Here is a 13940-nt window from a genome sequence, read left to right as displayed (position 1 = left end):
CCCAGGCCGCCACGCCCTACGCTGTGGCAGGGAGCAACAAAACCGGCGGCAGACAGGGGCAAGACGATCAACTCGAGTGGGGCGCAGAGTGCTGACACATTAAAAAAAACCGCTTTCGAGGACCCCATCATGTCGATCAACGACCGACTCACCGCGCACCTCAACCGAGGCACGGTAGGTTTCCCCACCGCCTTGGCCAGCACCATTGGCCTGATCATGGCCAGCCCGGTGATTCTCACCGCCACCATGGGCTTTGGCATCGGCGGCAGTGCGTTTGCCCTGGCGATGCTGATCGCCGTGGTGATGATGCTGGCCCAGGCCACCACCTTCGCCGAGGCCGCCTCAATCCTGCCCACCACCGGCTCGGTGTACGACTACATCAACTGCGGCATGGGGCGGTTTTTCGCGATCACCGGCACCTTGTCGGCCTACCTGATCGTGCATGTGTTCGCCGGCACCGCCGAAACCATCCTGTCCGGGGTCATGGCCCTGGTGAACTTCGAACACCTCAACACCTTGGCCGAGTCGGCCGGCGGTTCGTGGCTGCTGGGCGTCGGCTTCGTGATTGTCTTTGGTGTGCTGAACGCGTTTGGTGTCAGCGCGTTTGGCCGCGCGGAAATCATCCTCACCTTCGGCATGTGGACCACCCTGATGGTGTTCGGTGTGCTGGGCCTGATCGCCGCGCCCGCCGTGCAGTTGGATGGCTGGTTCGGTGAGTCGCTGGTGGGCACCGACCTGATCACCGTGCTGTCGTTGGTGGGCATGGCGATGTTCATGTTTGTCGGCTGCGAATTCGTCACACCGCTGGCGCCAGACCTGCGCCAATCGGCCAAGGTGATGCCGCGCGCCATGATGTTGGGGCTGATGGGCGTGGCCACGTGCATGTTCATCTACGGCGCAGCGATGAAACGCCAAGTAGAAAACGTGGTACTCGATGCCGCCTCCGGCGTGCACCTGCTGGACACACCCATGGCCATCCCCAAATTCGCCGAACAAGTGATGGGCCAAATCGGTCCGCTGTGGCTGGGCATCGGCTTCCTGTTTGCCGGCGCGGCCACCATCAACACCTTGATGGCCGGCGTGCCACGGATTCTCTACGGCATGGCGGTGGATGGGGCGTTGCCCAAAGTCTTCACTTACCTGCACCCACGCTTCAAGACGCCGCTGCTGTGCATCCTGGTGGCGATGCTGATTCCTTGCCTGCACGCGCTGTACCTGGGCGGCAACACCGACAACATCATGCACCTGGTGCTGGCGGCGGTGTGTGCGTGGAGCTTTGCCTACCTGCTGGTGACGATCTCGGTGGTGAGCCTGCGCATCCGTCGGCCGGACCTGCCACGGGCGTATCGCTCGCCGTGGTTCCCACTGCCACAGATCGTGTCGAGCATCGGCATCCTGCTGGGCATGTGGTTCATCACGCCACCGGGCATGAACCCGGCGGACATCTACGTACCCTTTGGCGTGATGCTGGGCGGCACCGCCGCGTACGCGCTGTTCTGGACCCTGGTGGTGCAAAAGGTCAACCCCTTCAAGCCGGCCGCCGTGGAGGACGTATTGGCAAAGGAATTCAGTCATCAACCGGAGCTGGCCGATGAGCGTTATGGCGACTTTGCGGCAAAGACTGTTTGAGCTGTTTCGCGCCGAGCGCGCGCCGGCAGGCTACCGACCGGGAGTGACCCTGGCACATCTGCGGCGCAACCTCGGGTTGGCGACACTTGAAGTGGACGGCGTGGCGTTCGAGATCGTCGAACGCACCGAGTCGCAGTTGTTGATGCACCTGGTGTTGACTGAGTTTGTTCTGCGTGTGCCTGCTGCGACAGGAGGCACAGCGAGCTTCGAAGTGCACCATGGCGGCGCGATTCGACGCACTGGCATTCGTGTACGGCGCCGCTCCGGCAATCAGGCATTGGGGCGTGAGTTGCAGGCGCGCCTGATCGCGGACGACGAGGTGTTCCAGGCGCTGATGCCGCTGGATTTCAAGCGCCTGCGCATCGAGCTGCAAGGTCAGCAATGGTGCGTGCGCCTGGAGCATATGGGCGGCAGTGAGGTGGTCAATCGTTTACCGGCCTTTCGACGCTACATCGCCTTGAGTCCCGCGCAACGCAGTCACTTACTCGCGGCGCTGGCCGGATTGAATCGCGTGTTGTCGAACCTCTGATTGGCATCATTAGTGCTTCTGCAAAGGGCAAACAGGTTGTTGTTGCGTGCATATAGATAACATGTTAACTATTGCGCCAGAACAACAAAAAGAATCCTTTGCGGAGACACCCCATGAGCATCCCACAGCATGCCCACGACGGGCTGGACACCTGGACCCGCGACCTACGCGCCGCGTGCGGTTACTTCGACACCGAACTGGCATTCAACCGCTCACTGTTCATCGGCGAGATCAAAGACCTGCCACGCGGCGTCGCGATCCTGCGCACCAATGCCGGGCTGATCAAACGCCCGGCGCACCATGCCGACCACGACAACGACCAGGATTGCTTCCTGGTCAGCCAGCGCAGCGGCTACTCACAGATCGTACAGAACGGCCAGACCCTGCAACTGGCCCCCGGCGAGATGCTGCTGATGGACTCGGTAGGCTCCATCGAAATCACCCCCTTCGGCCTCATCGAACACGCCTCCCTGTCACTATCACGCCCGCAGGTGTGCAAGCATCTGGGCGGCGACGCGCGTGCCTTTGGCAAGATCTCCTCGACCAAGGCCTGCGGGCGCATGCTGCATGTGCTGATGGACCAACTGTGCAAGGACGACACCGAAGACGGCGCAGGTGAATTAGAGGCGCTGCAAACCGCCTTTGTGTCGCTGCTCGGCTCGGCGCTTGAGCAGGGCGACGAGTGTCGCGAGGGTCTGGCAGCGTTGCAGGGCAACAACCTGCGCAGCTACGTGCAGAAGGTCATCGATGAGTCCCTGAGCCAGCCTGGCCTCAGCCCGATCGGCCTGGCCAATCGGCTGAATATCTCGGTGCGTCACCTGTACCGTCTGTTCGAAGAGCAGGACGACAGCGTCTGCCGCTACATCCAGCGCGCGCGGCTCAAACGCAGTGCGGATGACTTGACCAACCCGTTCCTGCGCAGCGAGTCGATCACCTCGATTGCCTACAAGTGGGGCTTTACCGATTCGGCGCATTTCAGCCGGTCGTTCAAGAAGCAATTCGAGGTGTCGCCCAAGGATTTCCGTTCGAGCCGGATGCAGGCGGTGGGGGCATAAGCACGGGATCGCGGTCGGCAAAAACGTTGTATAGCCAATGTGGGAGCGGGCTTGCTCGCGAATGCGGTAGACCAGTCAGCACATACTTTGACTGATCCACCGCATTCGCGAGCAAGCCCGCTCCCACATTTGAATCGATTTTCAGACTTCTGGCAGAGTGGACCCGCCGTCCACCACCAAGGTCTGCCCGGTAACGTAGCTGGCCAGCTCAGATGCCAGGAACAACATGGCTCCGGCAATATCCGCTGCTGCGCCCAATCGACCCAGGGGCACACGGCTGGCGATCGTGTCATTCAGCGCGGCGTCACCCAGGTTACCCATCGCCGGTGTGGCGATCATGCCCGGTTCCACGCCATTGACCCGAACCTTCAACGGCGCCAGTTCCAGCGCCGCATTGCGGATAAACCCGTTGACCCCGGCCTTGGACGCCGCGTAATGGCTGAGGCCCGGGTAACCGACGCGGTTGCCGGTCACCGAAGAGGTCACCAGCACACAGCCCCGGCCCTGTTCGCGAAACGCAGGCAGTGCGGCCTGGGTCAGCCAGAACAGCGCCGACAGGTTGACCGCCAGGGTGCGCTGCAGGATGTCCGGGGTAATGTCTTCAAAGGCCGTCAGCGGAAAATACCCGGCGTTGTGCACCAGGATATCCAGGCGTGGCAGCCTTTGAACGCACTCAAACACCGCCGTTGATTCCGCCAGGTCGACGCCGACCGCTTCAACCGGATAGCCCTGCGCGGACAACTCAGTCGCCACCGCCTCAGCCTGTTCCCGCTGCCGGTCGGCAATCACCACCCGAGCACCACGCCTGGCAAACGCCTCGACGATGCCCCGGCCGATCCCCTGGGCACCGCCGGTGACCAACACCACTTGCCCGCTGAAATCCAGGTCAGTCATGGGCATTCTCCAAGTGCGCGAACGCCAGGGTCGGCACGTCGACAATGCTGGAACCGCCATCGGCCACCAACGTCGCCCCGGTAATGATCGACGCATCACTGGACGCCAGGAAGCGACACACCGTGGCGATCTCTTCGGCACTGGCCGCCCGGCGCAGCGGCACGTCGGCGCAGACCCGGTCGTAGGCCTGCTGCAAGGTGTCGCCATAGGTGTCCATCAACGGCTGCATTTCCGCGTCGGCCATGGGCGTGCGCACCCAGCCGGGGCACACCGCGTTCACTCGCACACCGTGCGGCCCATAGTCCCGCGCCAGCGAGCGATTGAGCCCGAGCAACGCATGCTTGGCCGTGGTGTAGCCGCACACCTCGGGCCCCGCCGCCAAGGAGGCGATGGAGCCGATCAGCACGATAGCCCCCGCGCTTTCCTGCAACAGTGGCAAGCAGGCGCGGGCGCTGTAGAACGCGCTGTCCAGGTTGCTGCGCAGGGCGCTTTCCCAGGTGGCTGGGCTGGTCTGGGTCGCGCTGCCCAGGCCATGCCCGCCGGCACAGGCCAGCAGTACATCGAGGCGTCCATAACGCTCGCTGATCTGTTGGATAAACCCGTCCCAGGTCTGCGGGCAGGCGGCATCGCCCACCAGGATCAGGCCGCCAGTCTCCTGCGCGACCTGTTCCAATGGCTCACGGCGCCGCCCGATCAGCACCAGGCGTGCACCTTCTTGGGCATACAACCGGGCACACGCGGCGCCGATGCCTGTGCCGGCGCCGGTGATCACCACCGTGCGCGGCTCAGTCATCGGGATACTCCGTGCGGTTGAGCACCTGGCAATACGAGCTGATGGGGAAGTTCGACAGCGCATCGAAGGACGCGCCCGCATAACCGAAGATCTTGCCGTCACTGCGGTGCTGCTGCAGGTCGATCAGCACCAGGCCGAGAGTCGGCACGATCTTCTCCTGCCACACGAACAGGTACAGCTGCTCGGCGATCTTGTAGTAATGGCAGCGGTCGGTGTCGCACAGGCCTTGCTCTACGCCCTTCAAGCATTGCCAGGCGTAGAAGCGCTCGTTGAGGTAGATGTGTTCGTAGACTTCGCTGGGGCTGTAGCGGTACTGGTTACGCAGACCGACCAGTTCGTCGGTCGGTGCATGCAGGCAGTGGCCGGCCTGCCATGGGCGGTCGAGGCTGCCGTGGAGGAAGTCGACTTCGACCGAGGTCAGCGGTTTACCGGCGAGGGCGCGGTGATAAAGACCTTCGTGGGTCTCGGCCGGGTCTGGCAGGCGTCCGATCACCGCAGTGAATGAGGCGTTCGGCGTGTCCAGTACCAGGCTGATCGACCAACTCTGCCCGGCCTCATGCTTGATGAAATCCACCAGGTAAAGGCCTGGGCGGATCGAAGTGGCGCGGTACGCCGCACTGCCGCTGGAGTGGCCGTCGGCAGCGTGCCAGGCCAGGCGGTCTTGCTCGAAGCGGTGTTCGATCTGCCAGCCGTTGGCGAAGTGCAGGGTGAAGGTCTGGCCCGCCAGTTCGGCGAGGTTGGGCAGGATGAACGCATCCGGGGCGAAACCGTCGGCCAACGCGCCGACGGTGATCCAGTCAGAAGAACTCGTCATGGCAACGCCTCCCTTACACGACGGCAAAGTAGTGTTTGACGAAGCTCTCGCTGACCACTTCCCACAGCACCGGCGTGCCCTTGGTCACGAACCAGCTATCACCGCTTTTGTAGCGCGTGGTTTGGCCAGTGGACTCGTCGGTGAGCAGCACTTCGCCGGTAACCACCGTGGCCTGTTCGGCAAACGGGTAGACCATGCGGAACTTGCCCTGGGTGGTGCCGAAATAGGCGCTGCTGACCGGGTCGGTGGGCGCGCCGAAGGTCATCTTGCCGAAGGCACGCACTTCGCCTTCGAGAATCTGCGAGCCGAGGTCGGCCACGGTGCCCCAGGGGTCGAGTTCCGACAGCTGGATGTTGTGTTTGAGCGTAGTGAGGGTCATGGCAGTTGCTCCTGATGAGGAAAAAAGGGGGTTAGCGGCGCCCGTTCCAATAACCGGACAGTTGGTGCCAGGATTTGCCCGCCGTCAGCAGCAAGGGCCGGATCGCGTCCTTGCCGAGGATGGTCGGGCGATGAATCGAGCTGACCAGGTCATAGCGCGCCGAGCCTTCGCTCATGCCTTCGGCCAGGACCTTGCAGATGATGTGGCTGGGCGTCACGCCGAAGCCGGAATAGCCCTGCACGAAAAACGCGTTGCTGCGCCCCGGCAAGGTACCGATCTGGGGGAACAGGTTGGGGCTGCACGCCATCGGGCCGCCCCAGGCCAGGTCGATCTTCACGTCCTTGAGGTAGGGGAAGATCTTCAGCATGAGGTTGCGGTTCCACGCCTTGAGGTCGCCGGGAATATGCTCCACCAGCGGCGTGGCGGCGCCGAACAGCAGGCGGTTCTCGTTGGTGACGCGGTAGTAGTCGATCACTGGGCGGATGTCGCTGTAGGCCCCGCGAATCGGGCTGATGCGCTGGATCAGTTCCTCGGACAATGGCTCGGTCATCATCTGGAACGCGTAGGTGTTGATGGTCGAACGGTGCAGCTCCGGCTCCAGCTTGTTGAGGAAACTGTCACAGGCCCACAGCAACTTGCTGGCGCGCACTGACCCGCGACCGGTGCGCACGGTGATGCGCTCGCCATAGCTGACCTCCAACGCCGGGCTGTTCTCGAAAATCCGCACGCCATGGCTGGCCAGTGCGGTGGCTTCGCCCAGCAGCAGGTTCAGCGAATGCACGTGCCCGCCGCCCATGTGCAGCAAGGCGCTGCTGTAGGCTTTGGAACCAATGATCTGCTGCACGTCGGAACCGCCGAGGAAGCGGATCTCGTGCTGGCTGTTGATCGACTTGAAGTCCTTTTCCCAGGCGCGCAGGGTTTTTTCCTGGCGGGCATTGAAACCCATGTAGCCGTAGCCGTGGCAGAAGTCTGCGTCGATGTTGTACTTGGCGATGCGGCTCTTGATGATGTCGGCGCCCAGGTCGCTGATCTCGAACACCTGGCGCAGGCCGTCTTCGCCGACGTCTTTCTTGATCTTCTCCAGGTCATGGCCGATGCCTGCCATGATCTGCCCGCCATTGCGGCCGGTGCCGCCAAAGCCCAGGTAACGTGCCTCAAGCACGACGATATTGGTGATGCCTTTTTCCGCCAGTTCCAGGGCCGTGTTGATGCCGGAGAAACCGCCGCCGATCACCACCACATCGGCGTCGATGTCCTGTTCCAGGGTCGGGAAGCTGAGGTTGTATTTCTTGGTGGCGGTGTAATACGTGGGGGTTTCGATGTTGATCATGGCGCAGCCTGAAAAGGTGAAGGAAGGCTCTAAAGCGGATGCCTCCATTAGGGGCCCTGGCGGGGTGGAAGTCTTGATCCTGCGTGCCCAGGCTTTTGATTCTGCGCGCCATGGGCAGTGCGCTAGACAAGTTATAGCGCGCTCGCCGTCTGGGAATGCTAGAGTTTCGTTAAATTATTAACTAAATACCTCGTGACCCTGATTCCTATGTCCAAACCTCGACAGTCCCTGACCCTGGCCTTGCTGCAGGCGCGCGAAGCCGCTATGAGTTTTTTCCGTCCTTCCCTGAATGAACACGGCCTGACCGAACAGCAGTGGCGCATCATCCGCATCCTTGAGCAACACGGTGAGCTGGAGATTTACCAACTGGCCGAACTGGCCTGCATCCTCAAGCCGAGCATGACCGGCGTGCTGGTGCGCATGGAAACCGCCGGCATGGTGCACCGGCGCAAAGCCGAGCAGGATCAGCGCCGGGTGCTGGTGACATTGGCCGACAAGGGCAAGGCGAGTTTCGAGTCCATGAGCCAATGCATGGAGGCCAACTACCAGCGCTTGCAGGATCAGTTGGGCGAGGAGAAGTTGCAGACCCTGCTGGGTCTGCTGGATGACTTGAAGAACATCAATATCAAGCGTTGAAGCAATTCCTGACTCTGCGCAGGGCAAATGTGGGAGCTGGCTTGCCTGCGATAGCGGCGGGTCAGCTGGCTTATTTGTCACTGATACATCGCCATCGTAGGCAAGCCAGCTCCCACAGGGGATCTCAGTACACGCTGCCTGCGTAGTTGGCCTCGCAAGCCCCTTTGAATGTCCCGGCCAGCGCTTGCAACCCACGCATCAACACAGTGGTATCCACGCCCACCGCGACAAACGTCGCGCCCAACTCGATATAGCGCCGCGCCAGGCTTTCATCCGCACTCAGAATCCCCGCCGCCTTGCCCGACTGCACGACGCGCCCGATCGCGTCCTCAATCGCCACCTGCACCTCGGGATGCCCAGGGTTGCCGCGATGCCCCATCGACGCACTCAAATCCGCCGGGCCGATAAACACGCCGTCCACGCCCTCGACGGCGGCAATCTCATCCAGGTTGGCCAGGCCTTCAAGGTTTTCGATCTGCACCAGCAGGCACATCTGTTCATCCGCCTGGTCGAGGTAGCCAGGGATGCTGTTCCAACGTGAAGCCCGCGCCAGTGCACTGCCCACACCCCGGATCCCTTGGGGCGGATAACGCAGGGCGCGCACCAGTTCGCGGGCCTGGGCGGCACTTTCGACCATAGGCACCAGCAGGGTCTGGGCGCCGATATCCAGCAACTGCTTGATCAATGCGCTGTCACCGATCACCGGGCGAATCAGCGCCTGGCTGGGGTAGGGTGCCACGGCCTGCAACTGGGCGAGCATGCCTTGCAGGTGGTTGGGCGCATGTTCGCCGTCGATCAGCAGCCAGTCGAAACCGGCATTCGCGGCCAGTTCCGCGCAATAGGCGTCGGCCAGGCCGAGCCACAGGCCGATCTGTATGTCGCCGTTGCGCAGGCGTTGTTTGAAGCGGTTGACGGGCATGTCCATGGCAATCTCCAGGGTTCAGACGAAGCGACAGGCAATCGAGCCGAGCAGGTCGTAGTCGACGTGGAAGGTGTCGCCAGGACGGGCCGCGACCGGGCGCGTGAACGAGCCGCCGAGAATGATCTGCCCCGGCAGCAAGGTCACGTCATACGGCGCCAGTTTGTTCGCCAGCCAGGCCACGCCTTTGGCCGGGTGGTTGAGCACGGCGGCGGAAACGCCGGATTCCTCGATCACGCCGTTGCGGTACAGCACCGCCGGCACTTTGCGCAGGTCGATCTCGGTGGGGCGCACGGCACGGCCGCCCAGCACCACGCCGGCATTCGCGGCGTTGTCGGAGATGGTGTCAAACACCTTGCGCGTCGCGTTGGTCTGCGGGTCGACCTGCTGGATGCGTGCGTCGATGATCTCCAGCGCCGGGATCACCCATTCGGTGGCGTCGAGCACATCGAACACCGTGCAGTTCGGGCCCTTGAGGGGTTTGCCGAGGATAAACGCCAGCTCCACTTCCACCCGCGGCACGATGAAGCGTTCGAAGGGAATGTCGCTGCCTTCGTCGAAGAACATGTCATCGAGCAGGGCGCCGTAGTCCGGTTCGGTGATGTTTGACGAAACCTGCATGGCGCGCGAGGTGAGGCCGATCTTGTGGCCCTTCAGCGTGCGCCCGTCCTGGATCTTTTGCGCAACCCAGGCGCGCTGGATGGCGTAGGCGTCCTCAAGGGTGATGCCGGGGTAGTCGAGGGAAAACTGGCGCACCTGTTCGCGACTGCGTTCGGCGCGGTCCAGGTGGGCAGCGGCCGCAAGAATTTGCTGGGAGTCGAGCATGGCAACGGTCCTTAACGGGGATTGACGATGGCGGCGTGGGTGCGTAGCACCAGCAGGCCGCCGAGGGCGATAAATACAGCGAGTACGTACAGCGCCAGGCTGGCGCTCTGGGTCGCGTCGCGCATCCAGCCGATCAGGTACGGCGCGAGGAACGCGGCGACGCTGCCGAACGAGCTGATCATGGCGATACCGGCCGCCTGGGTGGTGTTGGAGAGAAACGCTGGCGGCAGTTGCCAGAACATCGGCAAGGCCGCGCTGGCGCCCATGCCGGCGACCACCAACCCGCCCATCACCAGCAGAGGGTTGCCTGGCGCCAGGCCGGCCACGGCAATGCCGACGGCAGCCATCAGCAGCGGCACGCACAGGTGCCAGCGACGTTCGCGGTGGCGGTCGGACGAACGCCCGCAGCCGATCATGAAAAAACACCCGGCCAGGTACGGCACGGCACTCAGCAGGCCGACCTGGCTGTCGCGGCCGATACCGGCGCCGTGGATCAGCGTGGGCATCCAGAACGCCAGGGTGTTCACCGCCAGCATCACCGCGAAATACACCGCCACCAGCAACCACACCTGCGGGTCGCGCAGGATGCCGCCGAACGAGGTGATGGTCTTGCGCTGTTCTTCGCTACGTAATTGGGCCTGCAACTGTTGCTTTTGCTCGGCCGTCAGCCAGTGCACCGATTCAAAACCATCCGGCAACCACTTGAGCACCACCAGCCCGAGCAGCACCACCGGAAAGCCTTCAATCAGGAACATCCACTGCCAGCCGCGCAGGCCACCCACATCATGGAAATGTTCGAGGATCGCCCCGGACAACGGCCCGCCCAGCACGCCGGCCATGGGTACGGCGATGGCAAACAATGCGGTGACCTGGGCGCGGCGGCGTGCCGGGTACCAGCGGTTGAGAAACACCAGGATGCCTGGGAAAAAACCGGCCTCGGCCACCCCCAGCAAAAAGCGCAGCACGTAGAAGCCCTTGGCGCTTTCTACCCACAGCATGCCGGTGGACAGCAGGCCCCACACCACCATCAGGCTGGCGATCCAGCGCCGCGGGCCGACGCGGTCCAGCGCCATGTTGCTCGGCACGCCAAACAACGCATAGGCGATAAAGAACAACCCGGCGCCGAAGCCGTACACCGTGTCGCTGAACTGCAAGTCGCTGCTCATCTGCATCTTGGCGAAGCCGATGTTGATGCGGTCCAGATGGGCGAACAGGTAACACACCAGCAACAGCGGCATCAGGCGCCACGTCACTGAACGATGGGTGCGGTCATGCTCGGCCAGCACGCGGCTGGCAGTCGATTGGGCTGTGCTCATGATGTTGTACTTTTTGTCTGAGAGGCCGTGAGGGGAGTGACGGGATCTACCCCGTCGGGTTATTCAAGAACGCATGCACATTGTTCTGCTTGAAATTCAGCTGCGGGTGCAGCTCGACCATCTCGAACGACAGCGCCAGCAAACGTTGCGCCTGCAGCTCGGCGAAGTGCGTGGTGATCACCGCAAACAACGCCTCGGCTACCGCTTGGCGCGTGGCCAGGTCGCGACCGTGGCCGACCTTGAGGGTCATGTGCACAAAGGCGTAGTCGTGCTTGCCGTCGGCCATGCGCCAGGTGTCCAGGCGCACGCCACGGCTGCGGATACCGCCGAGGGGGAATACGCCACTGTCTCCCAGCACGCGGTGGACCTGTTCAAACAGGCCGGGTAGGTCGGCCTGTTGTTCGATGTTGTCGGTGTACTCGGCGATAAAATGCGGCATGGGTTTCTCCCAGGTTTACAGCGGGAAAATCGCGTTGATCTGACCGGTGCCCGAGCTGCCGAATGGCGGCGTGATGATCTCGGCCGGCTTGGCATAATCCGGCCCACCGAGCAGCCCCAGGAGCATGGCGGTGTCGTGCATCTTGCCTTCGCCGAAGCAGTGTTCGGCGTAGTCCGGCAGCATCGCGCAGAACTCCTTGAAGCGGCCTTGCTTCCACATCTCCACCACGTGCAGGTCCACCTGCTTGTCGAACTCGCGGGTCCAGTTGTGGATATTCGCTTCGGCTTGGCGGTCATCCGAAAAACGGTGCGACAGCGAGCCGGAGGCCAGCACCAGCACCTTGCGGTCGCTCTTCTCGATGGCCCGGCGCACAGCGGCACCGAATGCAAAACTGTCTTCCAGGCGATGCCACGCGCACCAGGCGGCGATGGAAATGACTTTGAATTTCTCATCCTCCGGCACACCCATGTGCATGTAGCGCATGGGCACCAGCGTGCCGTATTCCAGCTCCAGGCTCGGGATGTTATGGGCCATGCTGCGCACGCCGGCCGCGTTGGCCTCGGCAGCGATCAACTCGCCCAGATCGGGACAGCCGGGGTAGGCGTAGTCCATGTTCTTGATGAAATGCGGCAGCTCGTTGCTGGTGTAGGTGCCCTGGAACTGCTCGCCGCAGTTGACGTGGTAACCACTGTTGACCAGCCAGTGCACGTCGAACACCACCGCCGTGTCGGCGCCCAGCTCGCGGGCGCGACGGCCGATTTCCTTGTGCCCGGCAATCGCCGCTTCGCGACAGCCGTGATGCTTGCCGGGCAGTTCCGACAGGTACATCGACGGTACGTGGCAGATCTTCGCTGCCAGGACCACTTCGCCCATGATGATTCTCCAGATTCATTATTTTTGTTGGAGCGCATTACCTGGTGTTACACGCCCCAACGCGGGATGTGATGGCTGCCCATGGAAATGCACACGTTCTTGATCTCGGCAAACACTTCAAAGCTGTACTGGCCACCTTCGCGCCCGGTGCCGGAGCCCTTGACCCCGCCGAACGGCTGGCGCAGGTCGCGCACGTTCTGGCTGTTGATAAATACCATGCCGGCTTCAATCTCGCGCGCCAGGCGATGGGCCTTGCCGATGTCCTGGGTCCAGATGTAGGAGGCCAGGCCGTATTCGGTGTCATTGGCCAATTGCAGGGCCTCGGCTTCGTCCTTGAACGGGATCAGGCACACCACCGGGCCGAAGATTTCTTCCTGGGCGATGCGCATTTTGTTGTTCACATCGGCAAACACAGTCGGTTGGATAAATTGGCCTTTGCTTAAATGCGCCGGCAGGTTGGCCGGGCGTTCCAGGCCGCCGGCGAGCAAGGTGGCGCCTTCCTCGAGACCAATCCTGATGTAGCCGGTGACCTTGTCGTAATGCGCCTGGGTGATCATCGAACCGACTTGGGTCTTCGGATCCTGTGGGTCACCGACGATCAGGCGTTTGGCGCGCGCCGCGAATTCGGCGATGAACTGCGGGTACACGCTTTCCTGGATAAAGATCCGGCTGCCGGCGGTGCAGCGCTCGCCGTTCAGGGAGAAGATGGTGAACAGCGCCGCGTCGAGGGCGCGTTCCAGATCGGCGTCCTCAAAGATCAGCACCGGCGACTTGCCGCCCAGCTCCATGGAGTACTTCTTCAGGCCGGCGGTCTGCATGATCTTCTTGCCGGTGGCGGTGCCGCCGGTAAAGGAAATTGCCCGCACGTCCGGGTGGCGCACCAGCGCATCACCGGCCGTGGCGCCATAGCCCTGGATCACGTTGAGCACGCCGTTGGGGATGCCGGCCTCCACCGCCAGGCGCCCCAGTTCATTGGCGGTCAGCGGCGACAGTTCCGACATCTTCAGCACCGCCGTATTACCCAGTGCCAGGCACGGCGCGGTCTTCCAGGTGGCGGTCATGAACGGCACGTTCCACGGCGACACCAACCCGCACACGCCTACCGGTTGGTAGAGGGTGTAGTTGAGCATCTGGTCGTCCACTGGGTAGCTGTGGCCGTCCATGCGTGTGCAGACTTCGGCAAAGAAGTCGAAGTTGTGCGACGCCCTTGGGATCAGCACGTTTTTGGTCTGGTGGATCGGCAGGCCGGTGTCGAGGGTTTCCAGCTCGGCCAGGTGTGGCACGTTCTGTTCGATCAATTCACCGAGCTTGCGCATCAGGCGTGCGCGCTCCTTGGCCGGGGTGTTGGCCCACTTGGGGAAGGCTTCCTTGGCTGCCGCCACGGCTTGGGCGACTTCTTGCGAGCCGCCGCTGGCCACTTCACCAATCGCCTCGCCGGTGGCCGGGTTGTAGTTGATAAAGGTGTCTTTGCTTTCGACCTCGCGGCCGTTGATCCAGTGTTTGATCATG

The 13940-nt window shown here is 62.7% G+C and carries 15 protein-coding genes; 4 read left to right on the top strand and 11 right to left on the bottom strand.

The genetic code is table 11. The features are described 5' to 3' along the window. Positions 1-129 precede the first annotated feature (129 nt). The 3 genes from HX793_RS14075 (at position 130) to feaR (ending at position 3213) form a co-directional block, all read left to right on the top strand. Complete coding sequence (locus tag HX793_RS14075; RefSeq protein WP_177095080.1) at positions 130-1629, top strand: APC family permease; 1500 nt, start codon at positions 130-132, stop codon at positions 1627-1629. Next, entirely contained in the window at positions 1592-2158 is a 567-nt protein-coding gene (locus HX793_RS14070) for a DUF3156 family protein (protein WP_177095082.1), read from the top strand. The genes HX793_RS14075 and HX793_RS14070 overlap by 38 nt, the downstream gene beginning before the upstream one ends. A gap of 113 nt (positions 2159-2271) precedes the next feature. Beyond that, positions 2272-3213 (top strand): transcriptional regulator FeaR, encoded by a 942-nt coding sequence (gene feaR, locus HX793_RS14065; RefSeq protein WP_177095084.1) that lies wholly within the window; start codon positions 2272-2274, stop codon positions 3211-3213. Between the two features lie 141 nt (positions 3214-3354). Here feaR and HX793_RS14060 read toward each other — a convergent pair whose 3' ends face one another. The 5 genes from HX793_RS14060 to HX793_RS14040 are packed head-to-tail and all read right to left on the bottom strand — an operon-like array spanning position 3355 to position 7423. Next, on the bottom strand, positions 3355-4107 hold the full coding sequence (locus HX793_RS14060) for an SDR family oxidoreductase (RefSeq protein WP_438810848.1): 753 nt from the start codon (positions 4105-4107) through the stop codon (positions 3355-3357). Further along, positions 4100-4900 carry an SDR family NAD(P)-dependent oxidoreductase gene (locus HX793_RS14055; protein ID WP_177053653.1) on the bottom strand — a complete coding sequence of 267 codons (801 nt, stop codon included), beginning with the start codon at positions 4898-4900 and terminating at the stop codon, positions 4100-4102. Before HX793_RS14055 ends, HX793_RS14060 begins: the two co-directional genes overlap by 8 nt. Further along, the gene (locus HX793_RS14050) at positions 4893-5714 is read right to left on the bottom strand and encodes a molybdenum cofactor biosynthesis F family protein (protein WP_177095088.1); all 822 of its coding nucleotides are present in this window, start codon (positions 5712-5714) and stop codon (positions 4893-4895) included. The genes HX793_RS14055 and HX793_RS14050 overlap by 8 nt, the downstream gene beginning before the upstream one ends. A gap of 13 nt (positions 5715-5727) precedes the next feature. After that, positions 5728-6093 carry a cupin domain-containing protein gene (locus tag HX793_RS14045; RefSeq protein WP_177003250.1) on the bottom strand — a complete coding sequence of 122 codons (366 nt, stop codon included), beginning with the start codon at positions 6091-6093 and terminating at the stop codon, positions 5728-5730. A 31-nt stretch (positions 6094-6124) separates the two neighbouring features. After that, positions 6125-7423, bottom strand: a complete 1299-nt coding sequence (locus HX793_RS14040) for an NAD(P)/FAD-dependent oxidoreductase (protein ID WP_016978428.1) — start codon at positions 7421-7423, stop codon at positions 6125-6127. A gap of 207 nt (positions 7424-7630) precedes the next feature. Between HX793_RS14040 and hpaR the strand changes: the two genes are divergently transcribed. Then, positions 7631-8059: a homoprotocatechuate degradation operon regulator HpaR gene (gene hpaR, locus HX793_RS14035; RefSeq protein WP_016978427.1), complete on the top strand. Its 429-nt coding sequence runs from the start codon at positions 7631-7633 to the stop codon at positions 8057-8059. 124 nt (positions 8060-8183) lie between these two features. Here the strand turns inward: hpaR and hpaI are convergent, their stop codons facing one another. The 6 genes from hpaI to hpaE are packed head-to-tail and all read right to left on the bottom strand — an operon-like array spanning position 8184 to position 13939. Continuing rightward, the gene (hpaI, locus tag HX793_RS14030) at positions 8184-8984 is read right to left on the bottom strand and encodes a 4-hydroxy-2-oxoheptanedioate aldolase (protein WP_177062099.1); all 801 of its coding nucleotides are present in this window, start codon (positions 8982-8984) and stop codon (positions 8184-8186) included. A gap of 15 nt (positions 8985-8999) precedes the next feature. Next, on the bottom strand, positions 9000-9803 hold the full coding sequence (hpaH, locus tag HX793_RS14025; protein WP_016978426.1) for a 2-oxo-hept-4-ene-1,7-dioate hydratase: 804 nt from the start codon (positions 9801-9803) through the stop codon (positions 9000-9002). A gap of 11 nt (positions 9804-9814) precedes the next feature. After that, positions 9815-11119 (bottom strand): MFS transporter, encoded by a 1305-nt coding sequence (locus HX793_RS14020; RefSeq protein WP_177062097.1) that lies wholly within the window; start codon positions 11117-11119, stop codon positions 9815-9817. 46 nt (positions 11120-11165) lie between these two features. Beyond that, positions 11166-11558 carry a tautomerase family protein gene (locus HX793_RS14015; RefSeq protein ID WP_028617030.1) on the bottom strand — a complete coding sequence of 131 codons (393 nt, stop codon included), beginning with the start codon at positions 11556-11558 and terminating at the stop codon, positions 11166-11168. Between the two features lie 15 nt (positions 11559-11573). Then, a complete protein-coding gene (gene hpaD / locus HX793_RS14010) occupies positions 11574-12431 on the bottom strand; it encodes a 3,4-dihydroxyphenylacetate 2,3-dioxygenase (RefSeq protein ID WP_177095090.1) in 858 nt (285 codons plus the stop codon). Between the two features lie 47 nt (positions 12432-12478). After that, the gene (gene hpaE / locus HX793_RS14005) at positions 12479-13939 is read right to left on the bottom strand and encodes a 5-carboxymethyl-2-hydroxymuconate semialdehyde dehydrogenase (RefSeq protein ID WP_177053657.1); all 1461 of its coding nucleotides are present in this window, start codon (positions 13937-13939) and stop codon (positions 12479-12481) included. Position 13940 lies beyond the last annotated feature (1 nt).

The organism is Pseudomonas reactans, from assembly GCF_013387025.1.
Classification (GTDB): Bacteria; Pseudomonadota; Gammaproteobacteria; order Pseudomonadales; family Pseudomonadaceae; genus Aquipseudomonas; species Aquipseudomonas reactans.
This window is presented reverse-complemented; position numbering and strand designations above follow the sequence as displayed.

Bases quoted from the DNA above. Each gene is read 5' to 3' on its own strand.
- HX793_RS14075 (WP_177095080.1), top strand. From the start codon at position 130: ATGTCGATCAACGACCGACTCACCGCGCACCTCAACCGAGGCACGGTA.
- HX793_RS14070 (WP_177095082.1), top strand. From the start codon at position 1,592: ATGAGCGTTATGGCGACTTTGCGGCAAAGACTGTTTGAGCTGTTTCGC.
- feaR (WP_177095084.1), top strand. From the start codon at position 2,272: ATGAGCATCCCACAGCATGCCCACGACGGGCTGGACACCTGGACCCGC.
- HX793_RS14060 (WP_438810848.1), bottom strand. From the start codon at position 4,107: ATGACTGACCTGGATTTCAGCGGGCAAGTGGTGTTGGTCACCGGCGGT.
- HX793_RS14055 (WP_177053653.1), bottom strand. From the start codon at position 4,900: ATGACTGAGCCGCGCACGGTGGTGATCACCGGCGCCGGCACAGGCATC.
- HX793_RS14050 (WP_177095088.1), bottom strand. From the start codon at position 5,714: ATGACGAGTTCTTCTGACTGGATCACCGTCGGCGCGTTGGCCGACGGT.
- HX793_RS14045 (WP_177003250.1), bottom strand. From the start codon at position 6,093: ATGACCCTCACTACGCTCAAACACAACATCCAGCTGTCGGAACTCGAC.
- HX793_RS14040 (WP_016978428.1), bottom strand. From the start codon at position 7,423: ATGATCAACATCGAAACCCCCACGTATTACACCGCCACCAAGAAATAC.
- hpaR (WP_016978427.1), top strand. From the start codon at position 7,631: ATGTCCAAACCTCGACAGTCCCTGACCCTGGCCTTGCTGCAGGCGCGC.
- hpaI (WP_177062099.1), bottom strand. From the start codon at position 8,984: ATGGACATGCCCGTCAACCGCTTCAAACAACGCCTGCGCAACGGCGAC.
- hpaH (WP_016978426.1), bottom strand. From the start codon at position 9,803: ATGCTCGACTCCCAGCAAATTCTTGCGGCCGCTGCCCACCTGGACCGC.
- HX793_RS14020 (WP_177062097.1), bottom strand. From the start codon at position 11,119: ATGAGCACAGCCCAATCGACTGCCAGCCGCGTGCTGGCCGAGCATGAC.
- HX793_RS14015 (WP_028617030.1), bottom strand. From the start codon at position 11,558: ATGCCGCATTTTATCGCCGAGTACACCGACAACATCGAACAACAGGCC.
- hpaD (WP_177095090.1), bottom strand. From the start codon at position 12,431: ATGGGCGAAGTGGTCCTGGCAGCGAAGATCTGCCACGTACCGTCGATG.
- hpaE (WP_177053657.1), bottom strand. From the start codon at position 13,939: ATGATCAAACACTGGATCAACGGCCGCGAGGTCGAAAGCAAAGACACC.